This window comes from Paenibacillus sp. Soil766 (genome assembly GCF_001428105.1).
In the GTDB taxonomy this organism is placed as follows: domain Bacteria; phylum Bacillota; class Bacilli; order Paenibacillales; family NBRC-103111; genus Paenibacillus_E.
On record NZ_LMSJ01000034.1, the window covers coordinates 285114 to 308569 of the forward strand.

The window sequence follows — 23456 nt, forward strand, 5'->3', positions numbered from 1 at the left end:
TTACATAATAATAAGGGCTGACTACCGTTAGATCATCTACGGTTAGTCAGCCTTTTGTTATTGTTAAGCTTCCATAGCATTGATGATTTCAGCAATCCGTTGATTCACGTTGTCGGTGATTAAGCCGCCGTGGTAGCAAAGCACTTTTTCAATATCGAATTGCAAAAATTTACGCAATGACTGCAAAGCCAATGGATAATCAGAGCAATAAGCAGGGATTGGTCCTTGGAGCTGACCGTTAGCGACAACCATGGAATCCGCGGCGATTAAAGTTTTACTTTTTTTATGATAGAGACTCATATGTCCTGGCGTATGCCCAGGTGTAAGGATCACAACAATCCCGCCACATCTGTCAATCACCTGTCCATCTTCAAGAAGGGTGTTAACCGGTGCTTTAGGTGGATTCTCGAGGTTACGTCGAAATGCATCGCGCCACTCTGGGGCTGTGTCCTCAGGTAAATTCGCCATGGCGAGTTCGATAGATGCGGGTGTTATTTTAATCAACATCGTATCACCTTGAATATATGGTTTTTCCTGTTCTGTAGCAAAAACTTCAATGTACTGAGAAGATTCTTCGAGAAGTGAAGGCAAGCCTCCGATATGATCGATGTCCTGATGCGTAAGGATGACAGAATCCAAAGCTGATGCAGCAATGCCTATGTTATCAAATGACTGATGCAGGAGTGAAAGAGTGCCAGGATATCCGGTATCCACGAGAATAGCGCCATGCTCATCTTCAATTAGTGCAGGGTGTATGACATTGGGTCGGCCCATGATGGTGACAGATAATTCAAGCGAATAAAGTCCTTCTGAAATTTGCATGCGGAACCCTCCAAATTGGAATGATAAGTGTGATAAGGCATGGAAATATCATATCCACTGGGTTGTTTTGTGTCAATAAAATATTTTATTATAACACATTAATGGCGAAAAGTCAATGATAAATTCAAAATCAATATGAACCTATATAATTTTGTCCAAATTTTGATCATCGTGTGAATAAAATATGAACAAAAACAGATTTTTGTGTTATACTAGTTTTAAAGCACTTACATTTAAGTCAGGAGTTGTGATGATAATGTCAAATAGAGCCGTGTCCGTAAATTCCGTAGAGCGTGTTGAACGAGATGTGATGCCGTTAGTGAAATTAATGACTTTTGCTGCGTGGGCGTTGCTTGCTATAGGTTTAGTACTTAGCTTGTTTAGTTTAGAAAGCTTCAGCGATCGCAATACAACTTTAATGGTGGGTATTGGGTTCATGGTCGGTAGTGTCCATATTTACGTGATTCGTACAGCAATTCACTTGGTACATTCTCGCAATGTTTCCAAAGGTGAATGAGAACAAGGGTACGAAGGAATACTATGCAAGCCTTTCAAGTTTACTACTTGAAAGGCTTTTTACTGTTCATATTTTTACAGCAGAGTCAACAAACGTTCTGTGACATTTGTTTTACATTACTACGTCGAACCGTTGACGTATTTGTTAAGTTGACTTTGTGATGGTGAACTTTCATGAACAAGATGATATGGTGATAACAGGTAGGATTTGTTGATTTGGGAGGTTAAAGTGGATGAAGATGAGAAAGCTTGTACAAGCAGGAATGCTCTTCATGATGGTCGCCATCATCCTAGTACTTTCTGGCTGCAGCCAAGCTATGGTGTTGGATCCGAAAGGACCCGTTGGTGCAGAGCAGAGAGATTTAATCGTGATTGCAACTATTTTGTGCGGGGTAATCCTCGTTCCAGTTCTTGTGCTTACGGGTTGGATTGTGTGGCGATATCGCGATAGCAAAGGCAATAAGGCATCGTATAAACCAAATTGGTCTCACAGTACTTCACTTGAAATCGTTTGGTGGGCTGTGCCGATCATCATTATTGTCACATTGGCTGTGATTACGCTGAAGTACACGTACGCTTTGGAGCCGTCAAAACCATTGAAGTCGGATAAAGAACCGATTACTATTCAAGTAACATCACTAGATTGGAAATGGTTGTTTACCTATCCGGAGCAAGGGGTTGCTACTGTGAATTATTTGCAAATTCCAGAAGATACACCTATTAAATTCGAACTAACTTCGGATGCACCGATGAACTCATTCTGGATTCCGCAATTAGGTGGTCAAATTTATACAATGTCAGGCATGGCGATGACGCTGTATTTGCAAGCAGATGAGATCGGACATTATTTCGGTACAGGAGCGAATTTCAGTGGGGAACATTTCGCTGACATGACGTTTGACGTGAATGCTACTTCGCGAGAAGATTTTGATGCATTTATTGCGAAGACCAAGAAAGTCCCTACGAAATTGACCAAAGAAGGCTACGATGAGTTAGCAATGCCAGGTAAATCTGGTGTGAAATATTTCTCTGAGGTTCCTGACGGACTTTTTGAACAAGTGGTAAACAAATATACGAATGGTCAGTCCGTACACAATGGTCACAGTGCTGGTCATGAGAATAAGGATACAAAGAAAGAAAGCTCCATGGACCATTCGCAAATGCAAATGGATCATAGTCAGATGAATATGTCGAAGTAGTTGGATATAGATTAAAGTTTCATGAAAGGGAGATCTGCTCATGCTGGATAAAATAAAAGAATTTGCATCCGAGTTTTTCGTAACGGGCGATCCAATGATTCTGGGAGCTCAAGTTAGTATTGGGCTCTCATTAGTAGCCATGGTATTCGTGCTCACCTTCTTCAGAAAATGGGGGTGGCTCTGGCGCGAATGGTTGACAAGTGTTGATCATAAACGAATCGGCATCATGTACATCATCTGTTCAATTCTGATGTTATTCCGAGGTGGTGTGGATGCGCTTCTCATGCGCGTACAGCTCGCCATTCCGGATAGTCAGTTCTTGCAGCCTGATCATTATAATCAAATTTTCACAACACATGGCGTTATCATGATTCTATTCATGGCGATGCCGCTTATGTTCGGGTTATTTAACATTATCGTTCCCTTACAAATTGGAGCACGCGATGTCGCATATCCATTCTTGAACTCACTAAGCTTCTGGATGTTCTTCTGGGGCGCTATGTTATTCAACGTTTCCTTCGTGATCGGCGGTTCACCAGATGCAGGTTGGTTAAGCTATCCACCGCTCTCGGAATTGTCGCATAGCCCAGGTGTTGGACAGAACTTCTATATTTGGGGTATTCAAATTTCCGGTATCGGAAGCTTGGCAACGGGGATTAACTTCATCGTAACGATTTTGAAAATGCGTACACCAGGCATGAAGTTGATGAATATGCCGATGTTTACCTGGTCCGTTTTTTCTAGCTGTGTAATTATTATTTTTGCATTTCCGATCTTAACCGTTACACTTGCTCTCCTTTTCCTAGATCGCTTCTTAGGTGCGCACTTCTTCACTTTAGACGGCGGCGGAAATCCGATGATGTATATCAACTTAATATGGATGTGGGGGCATCCTGAGGTTTATATTGTGGTTCTGCCCGCATTCGGTATTTTCTCGGAAATTGTGGCAACTTTCTCGAAGAAGAAACTATTCGGCTACAAATCAATGGTCTTCGCCATGCTGATTATCAGCTTATTGTCCTTCTTCACATGGGCACATCACTTCTTCACGATGGGTTCTGGCGCAGATGTGAATGCCTTCTTCGCCATCAGTACGATGCTAATTGCTATACCTACCGGGGCCAAAGTCTTTAACTGGTTGTTCACCATGTTCAGGGGTAAAATTCGTTTCACAACACCGATGTTATGGACGATTGCTTTTATTCCATGTTTCGTTGTTGGGGGGATGACTGGGGTCTTGCTATCTGTAGCGCCTGCTGATTTCCAGTTCCACAATAGTTACTTCCTGATTGCACATTTCCATCAAGTATTAATCGGCGGTGTCGCCTTCGGTTATTTTGCAGGTCTCTATTACTGGTGGCCGAAGATGTTCGGCTTTAAGCTCAATGAACACTTGGGCAAATGGGCATTCTGGTTGTGGAACATTGGCTTCTATGTCTGTTTCATGCCGCAATATTTCCTTGGATTAGACGGTATGACTCGTCGTACGTACACTTATAGCTGGGATATGGGCTGGGGACCGCTAAACGTCGTTTCTACTGTCGGCGGCTTCTTAATGGGGATAGCTTTCTTATTCCAAGTTTGGCAAATCGCGCACTCCATTAAATTCATTAAAGAGCACAAAGTGTCTGGGGATCCTTGGGATGGTCGGACATTGGAATGGTCGATTGCTTCACCTGCTCCGATCTACAATTTTGCCGTGCTTCCTAAAGCGGATGTTGCTGATTCTTGGTGGGAAGAGAAACAAGGTACAGTTAAAAAGCAACCCGTACCAACCAGCTATGAACCGATTCATATGCCAAAAAATTCGTCGATTCCATTCATCATGTCGACGCTGTGGTTCTTCGCGGGCTTCGGTTTCGTCTGGGATTGGATGTGGCTCACGATTCCATCCTTAATCGGTGTTGCCATCTGTATGATAGCTCGTTCGTTCAGTTATGATACAGATTACTATATTCCAGCGGATGAAGTGAAAGCCACGGAAGACGCATGGAAAGGAGTGAAGGTGTAATGGCGCACACAGCTGCACATAGTAGTCATGGTCATGAACACGATCATGAACATGATCACGAATCGCTCAAAACGTTCGGATTCTGGATATTTCTAATCACAGACGTTATCTTATTCGGTTCATTATTTGCTACCTATATCGTCCTTCACCAGAATACGAATGGAGGACCAACACCGGAAGAATTATTCAAAATGCCGGGCATTATCGCAGAAACCTTCATCTTGCTGACAAGCAGCTTTACGAGTGGATTAGCTTTGCTTGGTATGCATAAAGGGAACATGAAACAATTGATCGGCTGGTTGATAGTAACCGTGTTATTAGGGGCTTCTTTCATTGGGTTGGAGCTCTCAGAATTCATTACCATGGTTAATCATGAAGGAGCAACAATCTCCACAAGTGCCTTTTTATCTGCATTCTTCACTTTGGTAGGTACACACGGATTACACGTTTCCGTTGGTCTTATTTGGATGATTGGATTGATCTTTCAATTGAAACGCCGCGGTATCACGACGGTAACAAAACGTAAAGTTACGATCATTTCCTTGTACTGGCATTTCTTGGACGTCGTGTGGATCTTCGTATTTACGGTTGTCTACCTCATGGGGGTGATGTAAGTGAGCAAACCGCATACAGAATCTCATAACAATCATGAATCTCATGGATCATTGAAATCGTATATCATCGGTTTTGCGTTATCGATCCTTTTGACCATCATTCCACTTGTTGTTGTAATGAACGATATGCTTGGAAGAACAGGTACATTGTTTTTAATCTTACTCATGGCCGTTCTCCAATTTGCTGTTCAGTTGTTCTTCTTCATGCATGTCAAAGAAGGCGAGAATGCACGGTGGAATATTATGGCGCTGCTATTTGGATTAGTAATTCTAGTAACCATCGTAGGCGGTTCTATCTGGATCATGACCTATAACACAGTAGCCCATTAAGTATAAATAGCATAAAATAGAAGACGTTCTTTGCCTTATTATAGGGGCTGAGGGCGTCTTTTTTCAGTTGATGGCGATCGTCGATTGGGATGTCGTAAAAAGGGTTGTCTTTCTATTTCGCGCATGATACATTATGTATCAGAGATACTTAATGTATCATTCAACTTGTGTGACAAGCTAAATTTATGAACGGAGAGGAGCCACATGATCCGACGAAACCAACGATTCCGGAATCAACTCGATGATCACCTCGTCCATTTGCACAAGAATTTGTTCATTAGTCATGCGGATCCACTTTACCATGAGAAGGTTATTCGTTATTTGGATGCGAATTCGCCTGAAGCCCATTTCAATCTTGGGCAGAAATTTTATGAGAAAGGGAATTGGAAGAGGGCACGGTTTCATTACAAGGAAGTGCTCAAAACCTATCCCTCGCCATTCTATTCTGCTGCAAATCGTGCGATTCACCTTCTTGATCAGCAGCAAGCCACACACGTTGCGAATTTAGAACAGACACTTCCCGAGAAACGTAAGCCTGTATTACCCCCATTTATGAAAATGTTGTTGCTGGTACTTCTAATTCTTAATGTCATTTTAGTTTTGTTCTTTACTGGAGACAATGCCATTTCACGAACGATTAGTCTAATGAAAATGTGGAGTGCAGGTACGCAAGTCACTTACGTATCGGTAGACAAGCCTTTCATTCTGTACCTCTCACCCGAGATGTCACATGCAGAAATCGAGAAGAAGCTGCATGCGCAAGCCTTAGTTTTGGCCAAGGAAATTCCGAAGGCGACGATTCTCCTGTACGGGATTGTCACAGAGGATAGTAGGGACCAAGGGAAAACGATGCTGCTGACTAATAGGGATGATATGAAGCGTGCGATGGTTATCGCAACGTATCAGCCAGAGGCAGACGCGTTGGTTCACATCCGATTTCTGAACGCTGAATTTGAAGAGCACCAACCGCTTAGCGCGATTGGTGCTAATTTAGTTCGAACTGCTTTGGCATCTTATCGCGAGAATGTGGGACATGCCCCCGCTCGAATAGATGAACTCCTTCAGGATTATCCGCTAAATTATTTGAGCTTCATCCCGATTGAAGCTGTTTCGGGTTCGAATGAGATCAATGCAGCCTTTGAGGGTGATGGGGGATGGGTATTTAACCCCAAAGCAGCTGATGTTGCGCATATGTTTTATGCGAATGTAGCTGGAGGAGATTCAGTTCCCTATGAACCCGTTTATCTCGAAGTCAATAAGAGTGCCTATCAGTTACAGCTGGTTAGCGGCTCTTACTTGCTATGGGATAAAGAAATTGGACTCGGTGCTGATGGGAGCACTCCTGACGGCGTTTATAAGGTCATAGAGCGGGTACAGCAGCCCAAAGGTAAGACAAGTCAGAGTTATGGTGTTGCAGGCTTAGGGCTAGGCTCAATCGCTTTACACGGCACGTATGATGAGAGCTCGATTGGAGAAGCGAAGTCTTTAGGTTGTATTCGATTAACAAATGACAACATACAGCAACTATTTCCTTTCGTACCTAGAGGAGCTGAGGTGCGGATACTTTCAAGTGAAAATGGACCTAATCTAAACGGGCAAGTGAGCCAAATGTCAAAGCTGATCCCAACGAGCCTGCCTCAACATTCAGAATCCGCGGGAAATGTCATTTTTCATTGGTTAGGCTAAAAAGCAGCTGAAGCTTTCCGAGTGAATCTGCTCGGAAGTCTCAACTGCTTTTTACGTTGTCGCCTATTACTATCGTTAACTACATTAAGTTCTCAGGATTAAGCTTTTCAAGCTCGGGAATGACGAAACGGCCATCTTTGCGAATGAGCACATCGTCGAAATAAATTTCGCCTCCGCCATACTCAGGACGTTGAATCAAAACCATGTCCCAGTGGACAGAGGAGCGATTGGTGTTATCCGCAGTTTCATAGGCCTGGCCGGGCGTGAAATGGATGCTGCCGTCAATTTTCTCATCAAATAAGATATCTTTCATCGGATGTTGAATGTAGGGGTTCACACCAATCGCGAACTCACCGATATAGCGTGCGCCGTCATCCGTATCTAATATCTCATTCAACTTATTGGAATCGTTGCTTGTCGCGTTCACAATACGGCCATTTTCGAAGGTAAGGACAATGTTCTCAAAAGAAGTGCCCGAGTAAATCGTCGGTGTGTTGTAACTGATCGTACCATTAACGGAATTTTTCACAGGTGCCGTGTAAACCTCGCCGTCCGGGATATTTCGAAGTCCTGAGCAAGGGACAGCGCCAATGTCTTTGATCGAGAAGCTGAGATCGGTGCCTTTGGCGACCAAACGGACACGATCCGTGCACTTCATCAAATCAACGAGGGATTCCATTGCTTTTGCCATTTTACTGTAATCAAGGTTGCAGACGTTAAAGTAGAAATCCTCGAAAGCTTCTGTACTTTTGCCAGCCAGCTGGGCCATTGACGGATTCGGGTAGCGCATAACGACCCATTTGGTATTGTTAATACGCTCATCGAAGATTGGACGTTGGAAGTACTTTAGGAACAGCTTCATTTGTTCGTCAGGTACATCCGAAGATTCTGTGATGTTATCTCCACTGCGAACAGCTACATAGGCATCCATTTGTTTCATTCGAGCAAGCTCAATAGCAGACCAGGCGCTGAATTGTTCTTGTGTTCCTTTCATTTGCAAGCTCCGCGTAATGGCAGGATCACGCAATTCAATGAATGGGTTCCCTCCAGCTGCATAAACCTCTTCGATTAAGCATTTCGCAAGTTCTGGATCTTTAACACCAATCATTTCAATCAATATGTTCTCACCGGGCTGCAGGCTCACGGAATACCGAATAATGTTTCGGGCAAAAGTTACTAATCTTGGATCTCTCATCCTGTAGGTCTCCCTTAATAAAAAATACGTACCCCCAAATTATAGCGTAACGTGAACCTGTAATCCAATCTGTGCAATGGTTTCATGGGGATGGAAGGGGTATACTAGGTATATGTGTAAGTAATTCCATCATACCAATGATATGCAAGATCAACTAGAGGAGGAAGCTATGGCACGAGATCAAATCAAAGTACCTTACGGGTACGAACCCCCGGCAAATTCAGACAAGGGAACAGTCCTCGTTTTCGAGACGTTCGAAGACTGGACAGAGCGCGAAATGACTGCTTGTATCGCTTGGGCAGAAGAACGGAAATTCGTTCGTGTGATCTTCTATCCACAGCATGAGGAAACGCTCCGCAGAATGGATATTCGATCGGAAATGCCCTATTATGCCCGTCTGAAGCATCTGGAACAGCTGCTGGAGGAAGTAGATACTAGTCTTCAAATTGAAGTGGACAAATGGGAAGGGAAGCGCAAGAAATATACACCGCTTGATACTTCTCTTAACTTTTTAACGGAGAAATCCCCTGGACCTCACTTTATTTGTATGAGCGATCGTTATGCGAACCTCTTCGTTACCTACCCATCTTTCAAAGAATGGATAAAAAAAGCAAGACTCGTCATATTTACGCAGTTCCGTGTTCCCCTTCATGGCAAACTAAATGACTGTGCCGAGAGATGGGAAACGGTGGATTTCGGGAATGGCGTTTAAATTACTGCGATCCCATTATCAATTAACCACATTAATTATGGTCATCATTGTGGCGGGCATGAGTCAAGGGATGCTCTTGCCCTTACTTACGATCTTACTCGATCGTTCTGGTGTATCAACAGATGCAAACGGTGTAAACGCAGCCGCCCTATATATTGGCATTTTCGCTACGATGTTCTTCATCGAGAAACCAGTTCGGCGTTACGGCTACAAACCCGTTATAATGATCGGAATGAGCTTAATTATTATTGCCAATTGTCTATTTCCGGTTTGGCAGCAGGCTGGTCTCTGGTTTATGCTGCGGCTTTTAGTGGGGATTGGCGATAGCGCCTTACATTTTGCTACACAACTCTGGATAGTAGCCTCCAGTCCCAAAGAGAAGAGAGGACGTAATATCTCCCTCTACGGAATGGCATACGGGGTAGGGTTTAGTCTCGGTCCATTAGGCATAATATTGCTTAAGGCGGGGATTTGGGTGCCTTTTATGGTGACAAGTGCATTCTTTCTCTTAATCCTATTGCTATTAACGAGGCTCAAAAATGAGAAGCCAGAACGAGCCGAACGCGCGGAAGCCGCTCATAAACGGGCAACAACTGTCATTTCATTAGCGTGGTTCCCACTGATAACTTCCTTGCTTTTTGGCTACATGGAAGCAGCGATGAATAGCAACTTTCCGCTCTATGGCCTTCGGATAGGCATTTCGGAGTCTACGATTGGGCTTTTACTTCCCGTAACGGGGATTGGTGGACTCATCATGCAGCTGCCGCTCGGAATATGGAGTGATCGCGTAGGTCGTAAGCCAATTCTCATGGGGACAGCCATAGTAGGGGCTTTAGCGTTCAGCTGTGTGCCTTTCGTTGGGACGAACTTATGGGGGCTCGGAATCTGTTTAGGCGTAGCAGGGGGCATGGTAGGATCCTTTTTTTCGCTAGGGTTGGCCTATGCGGCAGATATTTTGCCGCGTCATTTGCTGCCAACAGCAAATATCATTGCCTCCATCCAATATAGTGTGGGGAGTATCATCGGTCCTTTAGTTGGCGGGATGGCACTTCACCATTTGAGTGTGTACAGTATTTTCTACTTTCTTGGCCTTGTGTACTTGTTGTTTGGCCTCTCAGGGTTTATTTTCAAAAGGCGTACGGTATGACAAAAGCCACTTTCCCTTGATCAAGGAAGGTGGCTTTGGTGTTGCATGGATGTTAGCCGATTTCATAATTGGCCGCTTGATCCGTCATGTAGCGTTCAGTCAAAATCGTAAGTAGTGAGATACCGATTTGATTCTCGCCACCTTCTGGAATGATGATGTCCGCATATTTCTTAGAAGGCTCGATAAATGCATCATGCATGGGCTTTACTGTCGTTAAGTATTGGTCAAATACGGACTGTAAGGAGCGGCCGCGTTCATTAATGTCGCGAGTTAAACGGCGGAGAATACGGACATCAGGGTCTGTATCCACGAAAACCTTAATATTTAATGCTCCGCGGAGATCTTCATCCGTTAGAACGTGAATGCCTTCCAGCAACACAATCGGTTTAACTTCGATGCGGATCGTTTCTTGGGAGCGAGCATGCGTAGAAAAATCGTAGACAGGAATGTCGACTGGCTGGCCGCTTTTCAACATATTCAAATGCTGAAGGAGCAATGTATTTTCAAAAGCACGAGGATGATCATAATTGATGCGTTCCCGCTCTTCAAAGGTCAGTCCGCTATGATGAAGATAATAATTATCTTGTGAAATTAAAGTCACATTTGTGGATCCGAGTTTTGTAATAATCGATTTAGCTACTGTTGTTTTACCTGAACCGGTACCTCCGGCAATTCCAATCACGAGCATGTATGTAGTGCCTCCCCAAATAACTTAAAAACCTTCCTACGTAGTTTAACATAATGTGCACCTAAAATGAAAAGATGGAGTCAAGAAGGCTGTCGAAGTGGCGGTGGGGCCCTGTTGTATGGGTGTATTTCCTCGTTATAGCGAGGAGCGGCATACGAATCTGGCCTATCTTGCCTCTGTAAGCACAAATAACAAAAGGAACTAAGCACAATTTCTGCGCTTAGCTCCTTTTACGAGAGATTTGATCTTACCGTTAGGGGTAAAAACGGCTATCGAACCTGTTTTGGTGTATGAAACTTCTCTTGATTGGCTTCAATATCCTGAGCGGCTTGATTCAATTGTTCGAAAGTTTGTTGGATTTGCTGTCCAAACTGTTCGTTTGCAAATTCAGCTAATTGCCTTTGAGCTTGTGAAACCTGTTGATCTGCTTGAACAAGCGCCGCTTGAGCGGATTGAATCGCATTCGGATTGGCTTCGGTAATGGCGACTTGCAGCTTGTGCTGGGCGTCTTGTGCTTGAAGAATGGCATGATCAGCTGCGTCGATGGCATGCTGAACCGGCTGTTGATGCTGATTGGTTCCTGTCATGGGGGAAAACCTCCTTAGGGTTAATTCAAGGGAGAAGCTATGAAAAGCGACTTTACTACATTGCACCAAAATTGGGGAAATAATTCGGATCCGGGAAATGAAAATATTTCCTGGGTAAGCGCAAAATGTGAGCGTTATCATGTGGATTCGACATCAATTGTCAGACAATTTCGAATAAATTAACTATTTGCAGGAGGAGAGTTAGCCTTACACATGTTACCAAAATAAAAGTAGACAAATTAACTGATTATTCTTAAGCTAGAGAGGATAGCTTTTTAGACTTATATAGACTAAAAACATCTTCATGGGGGATGACAAATGAATAAATTCAAAGGTTTTTATTTGTTAGCAGCATTAACAATCGTAATTTCCGGTTGTGGGAAAGCCCAATCGACGACAACATCCAAAACGACTTATACACCTACGTTAGAGGTCGCCTATGTTGTTAAAGATGATACCGTAACTTTAGATCTTACAACGGATCTGAAGATTTCGAAGGAACATTATGATCAACAACGTGTGGAAGGTGAAGGTCATTTTCACATTTCGTTAGATAAGGGTGAGAAGATCGTTGTCACTACGAAACAAAAGGTATTGGATCATTTAAGTAAAGGATCACATGAAGTGAAGATTTCCTTACATAATAACGACCACACGCCTTACGATGTTAGTAAAACAGTCACGTTCGATGTGAAGTAGGTGTTGTTGATGTCTTTTCGTCAAAAGAAATTAAGCTTGCAAAAACGGATTGTTTTCCTCGTCACAGCTGTCACGGCGGGCATGATTTCGACAATGATGGTCTTCGATACGATCAGCTTGAATCAATCGATTCGCGAAGCCTACGTAAGTCAAATCAGCGGTATGACGATTGCAATCAACGGTCGTTATGAAGAATCGAGATCGATTGCAGATATCCAGCAGATTTTTGATTATATTCAGTATAAAAATAATCGCGTTCTGGATATGAAGTTGTATGACAAACAAGGAAAAGTCTTAGCTTCCTCAAATCGTAGAGAAATAGGAACGACCCTGCATTCATCAAAAATTGTTGTTCCCAAACAAGACAATACGATTGTAGACCGAATTCCAATTGCAGAGAATGATAAACCGATCGTTCGATTGACAGCACCTTTGCAAGAAGATGGCTCTGTTGTCGGGGCAGTTGAGGTTATTTTTGACTCCTCGGAAGAAGAACTGCTGCTCCAAAAAAGAACGAAGCTGATTCTGTTCGTAGGACTTAGCATCGCAATTATACTTTCAATTTTATTATGGCTAATTCTGCGAGTTATTGTTATCCGGCCATTAAGCCGGTTGCGGGAAGCAGCTGTCATTGTGAAACAAGGTGGAGAACTGCCTAAATTGCAATTCAAGGCTTCTCCCGAAATTGCCGAGGTTTCAGAGGCTTTTAATGATATGGTCAATAATTTGGATGAACGCTACCAAGAGCTGCAGCAGGCTTTGAATACGTTGCAAGTTACGCAAGATCAGCTTGTCCATTCGGAGAAAATGGGGGCACTTGGTAATTTGGTTGCTGGCGTGTCGCATGAAATTAACACCCCAATTGGCATTGGCGTAACGGCCATAAGTTACTTGGATCAGAAAGCCAAACAGTTCCAAGCGTTGTATGATGCAGGGAAAATGAAGAAGTCCGATTTGGAGCAATTTCTATCCACATCCCATGAGAGTATAGTAATGGTTCAATCTAACTTGGAGCGCGCTTCTACATTAATAAAAAGCTTTAAACAAATTTCTGTGGATCAAAGTGTAGAGATGAAGCGAACCTTCCTTTTCAAAGAATATGTGCAGGGGATTATTGCAAGTTTGAAGCCAGCACTCAAGAAAACACATATTCAACTGGACGTTTACTGCGATGAGCAGCTCCATTTGTATACCTACCCTGGTGCATTATCTCAAATCATTACAAATTTAGTTATGAACTCACTGAATCATGCTTACGATTCGGAAGATGAAGGGTACTTAAGTATCCGAGTTCTAGACTACCCCGATCACGTCTTGATTGCCTACTCTGACGATGGAAAAGGGATGTCTGAGGAAGTGTTGGATCATATATTTGATCCATTCTTCACAACCAGCCGCGGACAAGGCGGGACAGGCTTAGGAATGAATATTGTTTATAATCTTGTAAAAGAATCCTTAAATGGAACGATTCAATGTTCAAGCGTACGAGGACAGGGAAGTTTATTTGCAATTACAATCCCCAAAGAGGAGGAAGCTGAGATATGACAAATATAGTGGAATCTGTCGATCAGGATGAGCTTCTTTTTGCTGCTGAGGAAGATGATGGTGCAGCAAATCTAAGGACTGTGGAACAAGACCCGTGGATCGTACTTATTGTCGATGATGAGAAGCAAATACACCAAGTAACGAAAATGGTGTTGCAGGATTTCGAATTTGCTGGAAGGAAATTGGAGTTTCATAGTGCATTCTCTGCTTTTGAAGCGAAGCAACTTTTGAAAGAACAGCCGCAAACCGCCCTTATCTTATTAGATGTTGTTATGGAATACGAGGATGCGGGTTTGCAAATTGTTAAATACATTCGCGAAGAATTGAATAATCAAGCTGTACGTATTATTTTGCGGACTGGCCAGCCAGGACAAGCCCCTGAGCGAACGGTAATCATGGATTATGACATTAATGATTATAAAGAAAAGACGGAGTTAACGTCGCAGAAATTGTTTACTACGGTAGTCACGGCGCTGCGCTCTTTCCGTGATATTAAAACGATTGAGAAAAGTAGAGTTGGCCTGGAAGAAATTATTAAGTCATCGGCGACCTTGTTTGAATTACAGTCCATGAAGAAATTTGCTTCAGGCGTACTTACTCAAATGACCTCCATCGTTAATTTACATAAGAATGCCATACACTGCAGTTTCGCAGTGACGAAGGGGATCGAGGACATCTACATTCTCGCAGCAAGCGGCGATTATGCAGCGAATCAAGATGCGAGAGCACGGGATGTGGTTCCCACAGAGGTTCTGAAGGAAATTGAATTGGCATTCCATACACGTAAAAGCAGCTTTGCTGCGGATCGCTTCATCATCTATTTTCAGAGTAAGATGGGAATGGAAAACGTAATTTATATGAACGGTTTTAATGCGCTGAGCGAATGGGAACATTACCTGGTGGATATTTATTGTGCGAACGTTTCGGTTGCTTTCGAGAATATATATTTAAACAACGAGCTTGAGAGCACGCAACAGGAAATCATTTATACCATGGGTGAGATCACAGAAACACGTTCACAGGAAACGGGGCATCACGTGAAGCGCGTGGCCGAATATTCACGACTGTTAGCTCTGAAATATGGCTTGTCTGAACAGGAAGCTGAAACGATTCGACTAGCAACACCGATGCACGATGTAGGCAAAGTGGGGATTCCAGATGCCATACTCAATAAACCAGGCTCCTTAACTACAGATGAATTTGAAATCATGAAAACACATTCTAATTTAGGTTATGAAATGCTCAAGCATTCGAATAAAAAGGTGCTGCACGCCGCGGCGATTATTGCTCATCAGCATCATGAACGATTCGACGGAACCGGTTATCCACAAGGGCTAAGTGGAGAAAACATTCACATTTATGGCCGGATAACAGCTTTAGCAGACGTATTCGATGCGCTGTGCAGCGATCGGGTATATAAGAAGGCATGGGAATTAGATCGCGTATTGGATTTATTGAAATCTGAACGAGGTAAGCATTTTGACCCTGCCATTGTGGATCTCTTCCTAAACAACCTGGACGAATTTATGGTTATCAAGGAATTATATAAAGAAAATCGTTAATTACCTTAAGGGAATTTGTTTCATGGGATAAGATAAGGATCACCTTCTCATACTACGGTTGAGATGATGGAGGTGAAAGAAATGCCTAAAGTTAATCGACCTGATAAAAAAAATAACCAACAAAATGCTGCGCACTTCACAGAAGAAGCACAGACGCTAAAGGAGCAGAATGCAGCTGAGTTTCCTCCAAGCCTGAATAACATTAGTAAAAACAAATCTTAATTGTTTCAAAAGCTTGTAAACCCTTGTTCTTCGGAGCAAGGGTTTTTGGCAATTTCATGAACATGAACCACAGGATTCGATTTTCGAATAGTTGACGTTCACGTTATATTTCGGCAAAAATACGGTTGAACTGGGATTTCCCCTAATTTGTCTTAGAAAGTAGGAGGAAATCTTCGTCTTCGTCTCATTTTCGAAGAGGGAAGCCCATTTCTTTTAATTTACAATTCCTGTATGCTAGAAAGGGGCTTGAGACAGACAGAAAGAAGGTGTCACCATGGAAGGGATTGGACTCGTACTGGAAGGCGGAGGTATGCGAGGGGTATACACCGCGGGAGTCTTGGAATACTTTATGGAGCAGGATTTATATTTCCCCTATGTGGTGGGTGTTTCAGCAGGAGCGTGCAATGCCGTTTCTTACATTTCTAAACAACCTGGGCGGAATAAGAAAGTAACGATTGACTATGTTGCAGATCATCGATATCTAAGTTATCGAAATTTATTGCGCAGTAAAAGCATATTTGGTATGGATTTTATTTTTAATGAGCTGCCGAATAGGCTTGTGCCATTTGACTATGACACGTTCTATGCCTCTTCACAGCAATTTGCAATAGGTACAACAGATGCGCATACAGGGGAGCCAATTTATTTCACGAAGCATCAGCTTCAGCAACAAACGATGCCTATCGTTCAAGCTTCGAGCTCGTTGCCTTTTGTAGCTACGCCGATCCAGTTTGAAGGGAGAACCTTATTCGATGGTGGGTTGGTCGATCCGATTCCCGTTCAGAAATCAGTTGCAGATGGCAACAAAAAGCACATCATTGTATTAACGAAGGAGCTAGGCTACCGCAAACGGCCGTTCAAGCAACGCTGGTTAGCGAAGAGCTTTTATCCGAAATATAAGGGTCTAGTGGATGTGCTTGTGAATCGCAGCGAAATTTACAATAACACTTTAGAAACAATTTCGCGCATGGAAGTGGATGGAAGTGCAATCATTATCCGACCTTCAACCAAAGTGGAAGTTGGACGGATGGAGAAGGACCCGCGCAAACTTGAGAAGTTACATGAGCTAGGTTATGAAGATGCGAAGAGACTTGGACCACAGTTAAAAGATTGGTTACTACACTAGGGGGTTGTAAGTAGTGAATGAAGGGAAGCCGAAGGTTAAGCCATTTTTGATGTTTGAGGGTCAGGCAGAGGAAGCAATGAATTTCTATACCTCGATATTTGATCAATCGGAGATCGTCAGAATTCAGCGCTATGGCCCTGAAGGACCTGGACCTGAAGGAAGTGTTGTAAATGCGACCTTTTCTATTCATGGGCAACAATTGATGTGCAGTGATAGTCCGGTTAAGCACGCATTTACCTTTACACCATCGATATCCTTGTTTGTGACGTGTGATACGGTCGAAGAAATTAATCGCGTATTCGAAGCCTTATCACAAGATGGCAAAGTCTATATGGGCTTAGATGCTTATCCTTTTAGCGAAAGATTCGGTTGGGTAGGCGACCGCTTTGGTGTAACGTGGCAGTTGAGTCTTGAAAAATAGCAGATCTATAGTTGCATATGAAGCGTAGATAAAACCACTTTCCTATCATGGGAGGTGGTATTTGTGCTATCTACAATCAATGCTGAAAGGTCTTTCGACGAAACAGATAAAGAATAAAGAGTAACGGGATATAAGCGTAAATAAAATAAAAGCCAATTTCAGCAACATGTTTGCCTAACCAGTTGATCTTAACGCGATCGTTAATGGGAAGTGAGGTTACATAGAGTACTATCAGTGTAATTGTAAGTGAGTAGGTCGGTTTAAGCGTGGTGACCCTTTTGATAATTCGGGTACAGCTCCAAATCGAGATACAAAGTGAAGGGATGATAATAAAGAGCCAAATACTTATGAAAATGAATTCAACTCTTGCGATAAGAGAAAATTCAAGTACTTTTATCATCACCAAAGTTGGCCAGTACGTGTGCATCATTAGTCCTTGGCTATAATACATGAGTGTTATTATCGTTAAAATGGTGTACTTGAGAGTAGTCAAGAGTACAGCTGATTGTGCCCACTTTAAGTTTTTTTAGGTAGTTTTAAAAAGGGAAGTAGATTAGTATCGTTTCGAATCCCATAAACATGATACCTTCGTATTTCATTGACGTGAGCAAGTCTTTACTCGTATATTTCCACACTGGCAATAGATTTGTGAGGTGCCCATATTTGATATTGAAGTACATGAACAGTGGCAGCGCTGTAGAGAAAATAACACCGAAAAAACAATAGCCAGCTAAAACCCGGAATCCTCCGGAAACGATGTAAAAGACAATACCTATGATTATGAGAGCCATAATCCAAGTGCGAAGTGTTGGAACATCCAAACTTGGAGTATCTCGATATAGCTGCGAAATAACGTTAGAGCCATAATGAAATAGTACCCGACCATAACGAGTGAAATAATATTCCCTACGTATTTACCAAGTAAGATGCGATGTAAGTCTATCATCTTTGGCTGGATTGCCAAGCATCTTAAATATCATCCAGATGATGACGTGCAAACTCATTCCCATAAGTAGAACAGTTATCCAAGCATCGTTTCCAGCAGATTCAAAAATGAAATGTTGAAAACTTAAAGTACCAACCCCAACTAACGATCTATAGAGGAGTTGAATTCGCGGAAACGAAAAGGGAACATGGGAACGATGTAGGGGGTACCCAAGGATTTTAATCGCAACAAATGGCCTAAAAGAATGACCAACCCCATAATTACGCCTAAACCACCCCAAGCAGCAGCCAAGCACATGAGTGGAAATCTCAAAAAACGAATCGTGTTAGACATTTTGAAAATAGGTGTGGCAAAAGATGATAGCGCAGAAAGAGACACAATGATAATTAATATGTTGCTGGTGAGACCTGCTTGCACGGCTGCTTCACCTAGTACGATACCGCCTACAATTCCCAGAGTTTGTCTGACTTTGGTTGGCAATCTAGCCCCTGCTTCACGTAATAACTCTACCGTTAATTCCAACAGTAAGACTTCGAAGATCGGTGCAAAAGGGACGTTAGCTCTAGATTCAATATTCGGGGTTAGAAGTGATTGCGGGATAACGGAATAATGAAAGGTTAGCACCGCAACATAGACGGGAGAAGCAAGTATGGAAAAGGCAACTCCGAAATATCGTATACATCGGAAAAAGGAACCTAAAACCCAAGGTGAATAATAATCTTCTGGTGAGATGAAAAAATCGAATACGGTGGTAGGTCCCGAGATCACATAAGGGGAGCCGTTGCTTAGTAGAGCCACTTGACCATTTAATAGGTTGAATTCGGTCCTGTCCACACGTTCCGAAGACATGAATAATGGGAAGGGTGAATTTGCGTTATCTGCTAGGACTTGGTCGAGAATAGAACTATCAAATATCACGTCAAAATTAAGCTCTAAGAGTCTTTGTCTAACCGTGTTTACATGTTGGGGGTTGCAAATACCATCCATATATACAACTAAAAGCCCTTCATTGAAATCAGGTTCCAACTGAATATAAATCGAGCCTTTAATCAAACTTTGTGAAATCTCCTCCAAATTGGATGATAAGCTGATCTTCTCAAGTGGAATGAGTTGTTGTAACTCAAGTAGATTAGTAATCTGTGTTGGTGCAATTTGAATTCGGTGAAGCACTTCATGTTGAAGGATTTTCTGGTCTACAATGGCATTGCAATATGTGAAATGAATACGTGTATCCTGGATCATGTGAACAGATTGTATCAAATCATTGGATCTAATTATATCCTTCAAAATAGTGTGAATATGTTGTGGAAATTTGGAGCAGCTCCTTACCCTAAAATTCTTCACCCTTATTATGCATCTGAATATGGAAAGTATACCCAGACAACAGTGAACAGGGATAACTTGCTTATTTATTTAACTAGGGGTATATTAATGTAAATTGAATAGCAACCTTCCGGGAGCTTGAGTAGTCAGGCTGAGAGTGCGGGATATACCGCTGACCGTTCGATCTGATCTAGATAATGCTAGTGCAGAGAATGATTGTACACTACCAATAGTGTGCGAATGTCAACGTATACGCCGCGAGAGACCATTTGTCTTTTGCGGCTTTTTGATATCTATTAACTCCTGGGTAATGCCAGCGTAGAGATCTGATAGAAATGCACTGGCGCTCCCGGATAACGGGGGCTTTTTCTTATGGTTGCAACAAGAGACACAGAGAGGGGAAAGAAGAACATGAAATGGAACAAAATAGCACCAGTAGTACTCATTGGTTTTACAGTCTTAATGGCAGGCTGCGGCAACGACACAGGAAAATCGGCTCAACCGACAGATGGCACCAAGAAGCTAACCGACGTAAAGGTTGTCCTAGACTGGACGCCAAATACGAATCACACGGGGCTATATGTCGCAAAGGAACAAGGTTTTTTTGAGCAAGAGGGCTTGAATGTGCAAATCATAGCGCCCGGCGAAGGCGGGGCGGATACGATGATCGCTTCTGGTGCAGCGGAGTTTGGTGTGAGCTATCAAGAAAGCATTACGCAAGGCCGTATTCAAGGAGTGCCGTTAGTCTCGATTGCTGCAGTTATTCAACATAATACATCTGGCTTTGCTTCACCAGTCGCGAAGAATATCCGAACACCGAAGGATTTTGAGAACAAATCATATGGCGGTTGGGGTGCCCCTTCGGAAAGTGCGATGATTGAATCTTTGATGCAATCGGAGAAGGCGGATGCGACGAAAGTGAAAATGGTTAATATCGGCGATGCGGATTATTTTACAGCAGTCAAACGCGATATTGATTTTGCATGGATTTACTATGCTTGGACAGGCGTAGATGCAGAACTGCGTGGTGAGCCGCTCAACATGATTTATTTGAACAAGTATTCGGATAAACTGGATTATTATACACCGGTATTGGCGACAAATGAGAAGATGATCTCATCGAATCCGGAAATCGTGAAGGCGTTCGTAGCTGCTGCTTCCAAAGGGTATCAATTCGCCATATCGAAACCGGAAGATGCGGCGAATATTTTGATTAAAGCAGTCCCAGATCTGGATCCTAAGCTGGTTGTTGCTAGTCAAAAATGGTTAAGCCCACGCTATCAGGATGATGCTGCGCGTTGGGGTGAGCAAAAGAAATCCGTGTGGGAAAATTACGCCACGTGGATGCTGGATCACAAGCTTTTAGAGAAAAAGCTAGATGTAGATGCGGCCTTTACGAATACATTTTTACCAGGCAAGTGAGATATAATTCCAAGTCCGAAAAGAGGTAAATTCCAATCATGGCAAATGCACTTGTTAGTATTCAAATTATACCGAAAACAGTGAATGGCGAAGACGTCATTCCTTATGTAGACCGTGCAATCGAAGTCATTGCAAAGTCAGGTGTCAAATATTTCGTATCTCCGCTTGAAACGACGATGGAGGGTGAGTTGGATCAACTCCTTCTCATTATTCAAGATATGAATACGGCGATGATTGACATGGGTAGCCCGAACGTCATTTCTCAGGTGAAAATTTACTTCAATCCATCGGGAGCTTCGATGGACAAGTTAACGGAGAAGTACAGATAATGAACATCCTTCGCTGGATCAAAGGAGGATGGCCGCCACTTGTGGTAGTCATCCTTCTGTTGTTTATTTGGCAGCTTGCTGTCACTTGGGGTGGAACGGCAGATTGGCTGCTTCCGAGCCCGCTCAAAATATGGCGAGACGGTACCACAGATATGCCGCGTGTGTGGATGCATATGTGGGCTACTGTGCGTTTGATGTGCATTGGTTTTAGTGTGGGAGCCATCGGTGGTGTACTTGTTGCCAGTTTATTACATAGGCTTCCATTCGTTAAGGCAGGTTTCTATCCGCTGTTAATCTTATCTCAAAATATCCCTGTCATCGCACTGGGTCCGCTGTTGATTATTTTATTTGGTTTCGGCCTTTTACCTAAACTTATATTGATTTCACTTGTCTGTTTCTTCCCAGTGACGATGTCAACGCTAGATGGCTTTATGCAGACGGATCGCAGCATGTACAACTACATGCAAATGATTGGTGCATCGAAACGCCAAATTTTCTATAAATTAGAGCTGCCTCACGCACTGCCATTTCTGTTCACGGGACTCAAAATATCAGCGACCTACAGTGTGATGGGGGCTGTTATTGCCGAATGGTTAGGCGGAAATGTGGGGCTTGGCTATTATATGATCCTACAAAAATCAGCCTTCCGTGCGGATCGGGAATTTGTGGCGATCGGGATCATCGTGATTCTGAGTTTACTCTTTTTCTGGCTAATCGCAGGGCTTGAGAAGCTCATCATTCGTTGGAACGTCAAACGTTCTTCGTAAGAGGGGAGGAGCTGTGACTATGAGCAAATTAATGCTTACGGGGATTCACCATGTCTTTCCAAATAAGAAAGGGCTAGTTTCTGTGCTTGCCGATATACATCTTCATGTCGAGCAAGGTGAATTCGTTTCCATTATTGGACCTTCTGGCAGCGGTAAGAGTACTTTATTTCATATCATTGGTGGACTCGTGCAGCCGACATCTGGCGAAGTTTGGCTAGATGGTGAGAAGGTGACGGGTAAAAAGGGACTTATTTCTTACATGCCACAACAACCGGCATTGTTTCCATGGCGCTCCATTGAGGAAAATGTGGCACTTGGGCAGGAAGTGGCAGGGGAGTCGCGCGCTTCGGCGATCGACAAAGCCAGAGAATGGCTGCCCAAAGTTGGTTTAGACGGCTATGAAAGGGAACTTCCACATGTGTTATCAGGCGGGATGCAGCAGCGTGTATCGTTTCTACGAGCTTTGTTAAGTCCACAGGAGCTTATGTGCTTAGATGAACCATTTGGCTCCTTAGATGCGTTAACGCGGTTGGAAATGCAGGCTTGGCTCTTAGACATTTGGGAGCAAAATAAACGATCTATACTATTTGTGACACATAGTATCGAGGAAGCACTCTATCTGTCTGATCGTATCTATGTCCTTTCCAATAAGCCTGCATGTATCTTGGAAGAGTTGAAAGTACCATTTGCAAGACCGCGTCAGGAAGCTGTTATGCAGGAACAGGAGTTTGTAGCATTAAGACAGCATATTCAAGGACTTTTGCGACGGGAGAAAACAAACAATGTCAGCCATTGATGCGCATATTCATCTCGATATGTATAACGAAGCGTCAGCGAAGTCAATTATTGCAGATCTGGAAGCTTCACAGGTGCAGGCCTTGATCGTGGTATCCAGACATCTGGATTCCTGCAAAGCAACGCAACAATTGAAGTCTCTTGCGCCAGATCGCATATTTGCGGCTTACGGGTTTCATCCAGAGCAAGAGTTACCCACAGAAACACAGGTGGAGACATTAATCGGTTGGATGAGTGAACACGTAAGTGAAATGGTCGCAGTCGGTGAAATTGGACTTCCATATTACAGTCGACACGAAGTGGAAGAGGCGGGTAAGGCGTTTGACGTAGCTCCTTATATTCAACTGCTGGAGCGCTTCTTGCAGCTTGCTGCCCAGTGGGACAAGCCTGTTGTGCTTCATGCCGTATATGAGGATGCGGAGATTGTATGTGACCTTCTAGCCAAATATGGGCTTAAACGAGCGCATTTTCATTGGTTTAAAGGACCTAGTCAGACAGTCGAACGAATGATTGAAGCTGGTTATGTCATATCAATTACGCCAGATGTTCTCTATGAAGATGAAATAAGAACGCTTGTTCGAAAATATCCCTTGGAGCTTATGATGGTGGAGACAGACGGGCCTTGGCCATTTGAAGGGCCGTTTGCTTGTGAAGAGACACATCCGCGTATGATTCACGAAGTAATTGGTCAAATCGCTGATTTGAAGGGGAAATCCGTACAAGATACGGCAGCAATTTTACTCCAAAACACCTGTCGCTTTTATCAGTTGTCATGAGGCCGCGAATAAATCC

The 23456-nt window shown here is 43.1% G+C and carries 23 protein-coding genes, 3 pseudogenes and 1 riboswitch; of the genes and pseudogenes, 19 read left to right on the forward strand and 7 right to left on the reverse strand.

Going from position 1 to position 23456, the window contains the following annotated elements; all coding sequences use genetic code 11:
• Window positions 1-63: 63 nt before the first annotated feature.
• On the reverse strand, window positions 64-822 hold the full coding sequence (locus tag ASG89_RS24800; protein ID WP_057313693.1) for an MBL fold metallo-hydrolase: 759 nt from the start codon (window positions 820-822) through the stop codon (window positions 64-66).
• A 256-nt stretch (window positions 823-1078) separates the two neighbouring features.
• Between ASG89_RS24800 and ASG89_RS24805 the strand changes: the two genes are divergently transcribed.
• From ASG89_RS24805 to ASG89_RS24830, 6 genes are all read left to right on the forward strand, one after another.
• Window positions 1079-1339 (forward strand): hypothetical protein, encoded by a 261-nt coding sequence (locus ASG89_RS24805; RefSeq protein ID WP_057313694.1) that lies wholly within the window; start codon window positions 1079-1081, stop codon window positions 1337-1339.
• Between the two features lie 232 nt (window positions 1340-1571).
• Window positions 1572-2537, forward strand: a complete 966-nt coding sequence (gene cyoA, locus ASG89_RS24810; RefSeq protein ID WP_063868126.1) for a ubiquinol oxidase subunit II — start codon at window positions 1572-1574, stop codon at window positions 2535-2537.
• A 40-nt stretch (window positions 2538-2577) separates the two neighbouring features.
• Entirely contained in the window at window positions 2578-4548 is a 1971-nt protein-coding gene (locus ASG89_RS24815; RefSeq protein WP_057313695.1) for a cbb3-type cytochrome c oxidase subunit I, read from the forward strand.
• Complete coding sequence (cyoC, locus tag ASG89_RS24820; protein WP_057313696.1) at window positions 4548-5162, forward strand: cytochrome o ubiquinol oxidase subunit III; 615 nt, start codon at window positions 4548-4550, stop codon at window positions 5160-5162. The genes ASG89_RS24815 and cyoC overlap by 1 nt, the downstream gene beginning before the upstream one ends.
• Window positions 5163-5492, forward strand: coding sequence for a cytochrome o ubiquinol oxidase subunit IV (cyoD, locus tag ASG89_RS24825; RefSeq protein WP_057313697.1), 330 nt, complete (start codon window positions 5163-5165; stop codon window positions 5490-5492).
• A 204-nt stretch (window positions 5493-5696) separates the two neighbouring features.
• On the forward strand, window positions 5697-7178 hold the full coding sequence (locus tag ASG89_RS24830; RefSeq protein WP_057313698.1) for a L,D-transpeptidase family protein: 1482 nt from the start codon (window positions 5697-5699) through the stop codon (window positions 7176-7178).
• Between the two features lie 79 nt (window positions 7179-7257).
• Here ASG89_RS24830 and ASG89_RS24835 read toward each other — a convergent pair whose 3' ends face one another.
• On the reverse strand, window positions 7258-8373 hold the full coding sequence (locus ASG89_RS24835; RefSeq protein ID WP_057313699.1) for an aminopeptidase: 1116 nt from the start codon (window positions 8371-8373) through the stop codon (window positions 7258-7260).
• A 169-nt stretch (window positions 8374-8542) separates the two neighbouring features.
• Between ASG89_RS24835 and ASG89_RS24840 the strand changes: the two genes are divergently transcribed.
• Window positions 8543-9085, forward strand: a complete 543-nt coding sequence (locus ASG89_RS24840) for a hypothetical protein (protein ID WP_057313700.1) — start codon at window positions 8543-8545, stop codon at window positions 9083-9085.
• Window positions 9075-10232, forward strand: coding sequence for an MFS transporter (locus tag ASG89_RS24845; protein ID WP_057313701.1), 1158 nt, complete (start codon window positions 9075-9077; stop codon window positions 10230-10232). Before ASG89_RS24840 ends, ASG89_RS24845 begins: the two co-directional genes overlap by 11 nt.
• Before the next feature lie 52 nt (window positions 10233-10284).
• Here the strand turns inward: ASG89_RS24845 and udk are convergent, their stop codons facing one another.
• The gene (udk, locus tag ASG89_RS24850) at window positions 10285-10920 is read right to left on the reverse strand and encodes a uridine kinase (protein WP_057313702.1); all 636 of its coding nucleotides are present in this window, start codon (window positions 10918-10920) and stop codon (window positions 10285-10287) included.
• A gap of 269 nt (window positions 10921-11189) precedes the next feature.
• Window positions 11190-11507: a hypothetical protein gene (locus ASG89_RS24855; protein WP_057313703.1), complete on the reverse strand. Its 318-nt coding sequence runs from the start codon at window positions 11505-11507 to the stop codon at window positions 11190-11192.
• 318 nt (window positions 11508-11825) lie between these two features.
• Between ASG89_RS24855 and ASG89_RS24860 the strand changes: the two genes are divergently transcribed.
• The 6 genes from ASG89_RS24860 (at window position 11826) to ASG89_RS24880 (ending at window position 17082) form a co-directional block, all read left to right on the forward strand.
• Entirely contained in the window at window positions 11826-12206 is a 381-nt protein-coding gene (locus tag ASG89_RS24860; protein ID WP_057313704.1) for a hypothetical protein, read from the forward strand.
• 9 nt (window positions 12207-12215) lie between these two features.
• Window positions 12216-13751: an ATP-binding protein gene (locus tag ASG89_RS24865; RefSeq protein WP_057313705.1), complete on the forward strand. Its 1536-nt coding sequence runs from the start codon at window positions 12216-12218 to the stop codon at window positions 13749-13751.
• On the forward strand, window positions 13748-15313 hold the full coding sequence (locus tag ASG89_RS24870) for a DUF3369 domain-containing protein (RefSeq protein ID WP_057313706.1): 1566 nt from the start codon (window positions 13748-13750) through the stop codon (window positions 15311-15313). Before ASG89_RS24865 ends, ASG89_RS24870 begins: the two co-directional genes overlap by 4 nt.
• Before the next feature lie 81 nt (window positions 15314-15394).
• Window positions 15395-15535: a hypothetical protein gene (locus ASG89_RS36660; protein WP_157276789.1), complete on the forward strand. Its 141-nt coding sequence runs from the start codon at window positions 15395-15397 to the stop codon at window positions 15533-15535.
• A gap of 274 nt (window positions 15536-15809) precedes the next feature.
• Entirely contained in the window at window positions 15810-16661 is an 852-nt protein-coding gene (locus tag ASG89_RS24875) for a patatin family protein (RefSeq protein ID WP_057313707.1), read from the forward strand.
• A 13-nt stretch (window positions 16662-16674) separates the two neighbouring features.
• Window positions 16675-17082, forward strand: coding sequence for a VOC family protein (locus ASG89_RS24880; RefSeq protein WP_082593570.1), 408 nt, complete (start codon window positions 16675-16677; stop codon window positions 17080-17082).
• A 76-nt stretch (window positions 17083-17158) separates the two neighbouring features.
• Here ASG89_RS24880 and ASG89_RS38705 read toward each other — a convergent pair.
• From ASG89_RS38705 to ASG89_RS24890, 3 pseudogenes are all read right to left on the reverse strand, one after another.
• A pseudogene (locus tag ASG89_RS38705) lies at window positions 17159-17593 on the reverse strand (GerAB/ArcD/ProY family transporter); the annotation flags it as partial.
• A gap of 25 nt (window positions 17594-17618) precedes the next feature.
• Window positions 17619-18251, reverse strand: a pseudogene (locus tag ASG89_RS38710) (GerAB/ArcD/ProY family transporter).
• Window positions 18173-19372: pseudogene (locus tag ASG89_RS24890) on the reverse strand (spore germination protein); the annotation flags it as partial. The pseudogenes ASG89_RS24890 and ASG89_RS38710, both read right to left, overlap by 79 nt.
• A 99-nt stretch (window positions 19373-19471) precedes the next feature.
• Window positions 19472-19580: riboswitch (TPP riboswitch) on the forward strand.
• A 182-nt stretch (window positions 19581-19762) separates the two neighbouring features.
• Here ASG89_RS24890 and ASG89_RS24895 point away from each other — a divergent pair.
• The 5 genes from ASG89_RS24895 to ASG89_RS24915 are packed head-to-tail and all read left to right on the forward strand — an operon-like array spanning window position 19763 to window position 23440.
• Entirely contained in the window at window positions 19763-20773 is a 1011-nt protein-coding gene (locus ASG89_RS24895; RefSeq protein ID WP_057313710.1) for an ABC transporter substrate-binding protein, read from the forward strand.
• A 38-nt stretch (window positions 20774-20811) separates the two neighbouring features.
• Entirely contained in the window at window positions 20812-21102 is a 291-nt protein-coding gene (locus tag ASG89_RS24900; RefSeq protein ID WP_056621187.1) for an MTH1187 family thiamine-binding protein, read from the forward strand.
• The gene (locus ASG89_RS24905) at window positions 21102-21869 is read left to right on the forward strand and encodes an ABC transporter permease (RefSeq protein ID WP_057313711.1); all 768 of its coding nucleotides are present in this window, start codon (window positions 21102-21104) and stop codon (window positions 21867-21869) included. The genes ASG89_RS24900 and ASG89_RS24905 overlap by 1 nt, the downstream gene beginning before the upstream one ends.
• Window positions 21870-21888: 19 nt before the next feature.
• Window positions 21889-22665 (forward strand): ABC transporter ATP-binding protein, encoded by a 777-nt coding sequence (locus ASG89_RS24910; RefSeq protein ID WP_082593573.1) that lies wholly within the window; start codon window positions 21889-21891, stop codon window positions 22663-22665.
• Complete coding sequence (locus tag ASG89_RS24915; RefSeq protein ID WP_057313712.1) at window positions 22652-23440, forward strand: TatD family hydrolase; 789 nt, start codon at window positions 22652-22654, stop codon at window positions 23438-23440. The genes ASG89_RS24910 and ASG89_RS24915 overlap by 14 nt, the downstream gene beginning before the upstream one ends.
• Window positions 23441-23456: the final 16 nt, after the last annotated feature.

Excerpts from the sequence above, each read along its gene's own strand:
- ASG89_RS24800 (WP_057313693.1), bottom strand. The coding sequence starts at position 822 with ATGCAAATTTCAGAAGGACTTTATTCGCTTGAATTATCTGTCACCATC.
- ASG89_RS24805 (WP_057313694.1), top strand. The coding sequence starts at position 1,079 with ATGTCAAATAGAGCCGTGTCCGTAAATTCCGTAGAGCGTGTTGAACGA.
- cyoA (WP_063868126.1), top strand. The coding sequence starts at position 1,572 with ATGAAGATGAGAAAGCTTGTACAAGCAGGAATGCTCTTCATGATGGTC.
- ASG89_RS24815 (WP_057313695.1), top strand. The coding sequence starts at position 2,578 with ATGCTGGATAAAATAAAAGAATTTGCATCCGAGTTTTTCGTAACGGGC.
- cyoC (WP_057313696.1), top strand. The coding sequence starts at position 4,548 with ATGGCGCACACAGCTGCACATAGTAGTCATGGTCATGAACACGATCAT.
- ASG89_RS24830 (WP_057313698.1), top strand. The coding sequence starts at position 5,697 with ATGATCCGACGAAACCAACGATTCCGGAATCAACTCGATGATCACCTC.
- ASG89_RS24835 (WP_057313699.1), bottom strand. The coding sequence starts at position 8,373 with ATGAGAGATCCAAGATTAGTAACTTTTGCCCGAAACATTATTCGGTAT.
- ASG89_RS24840 (WP_057313700.1), top strand. The coding sequence starts at position 8,543 with ATGGCACGAGATCAAATCAAAGTACCTTACGGGTACGAACCCCCGGCA.
- ASG89_RS24845 (WP_057313701.1), top strand. The coding sequence starts at position 9,075 with ATGGCGTTTAAATTACTGCGATCCCATTATCAATTAACCACATTAATT.
- udk (WP_057313702.1), bottom strand. The coding sequence starts at position 10,920 with ATGCTCGTGATTGGAATTGCCGGAGGTACCGGTTCAGGTAAAACAACA.
- ASG89_RS24855 (WP_057313703.1), bottom strand. The coding sequence starts at position 11,507 with ATGACAGGAACCAATCAGCATCAACAGCCGGTTCAGCATGCCATCGAC.
- ASG89_RS24860 (WP_057313704.1), top strand. The coding sequence starts at position 11,826 with ATGAATAAATTCAAAGGTTTTTATTTGTTAGCAGCATTAACAATCGTA.
- ASG89_RS24865 (WP_057313705.1), top strand. The coding sequence starts at position 12,216 with ATGTCTTTTCGTCAAAAGAAATTAAGCTTGCAAAAACGGATTGTTTTC.
- ASG89_RS24870 (WP_057313706.1), top strand. The coding sequence starts at position 13,748 with ATGACAAATATAGTGGAATCTGTCGATCAGGATGAGCTTCTTTTTGCT.
- ASG89_RS36660 (WP_157276789.1), top strand. The coding sequence starts at position 15,395 with ATGCCTAAAGTTAATCGACCTGATAAAAAAAATAACCAACAAAATGCT.
- ASG89_RS24875 (WP_057313707.1), top strand. The coding sequence starts at position 15,810 with ATGGAAGGGATTGGACTCGTACTGGAAGGCGGAGGTATGCGAGGGGTA.
- ASG89_RS24895 (WP_057313710.1), top strand. The coding sequence starts at position 19,763 with ATGAAATGGAACAAAATAGCACCAGTAGTACTCATTGGTTTTACAGTC.
- ASG89_RS24900 (WP_056621187.1), top strand. The coding sequence starts at position 20,812 with ATGGCAAATGCACTTGTTAGTATTCAAATTATACCGAAAACAGTGAAT.
- ASG89_RS24905 (WP_057313711.1), top strand. The coding sequence starts at position 21,102 with ATGAACATCCTTCGCTGGATCAAAGGAGGATGGCCGCCACTTGTGGTA.
- ASG89_RS24910 (WP_082593573.1), top strand. The coding sequence starts at position 21,889 with ATGAGCAAATTAATGCTTACGGGGATTCACCATGTCTTTCCAAATAAG.
- ASG89_RS24915 (WP_057313712.1), top strand. The coding sequence starts at position 22,652 with ATGTCAGCCATTGATGCGCATATTCATCTCGATATGTATAACGAAGCG.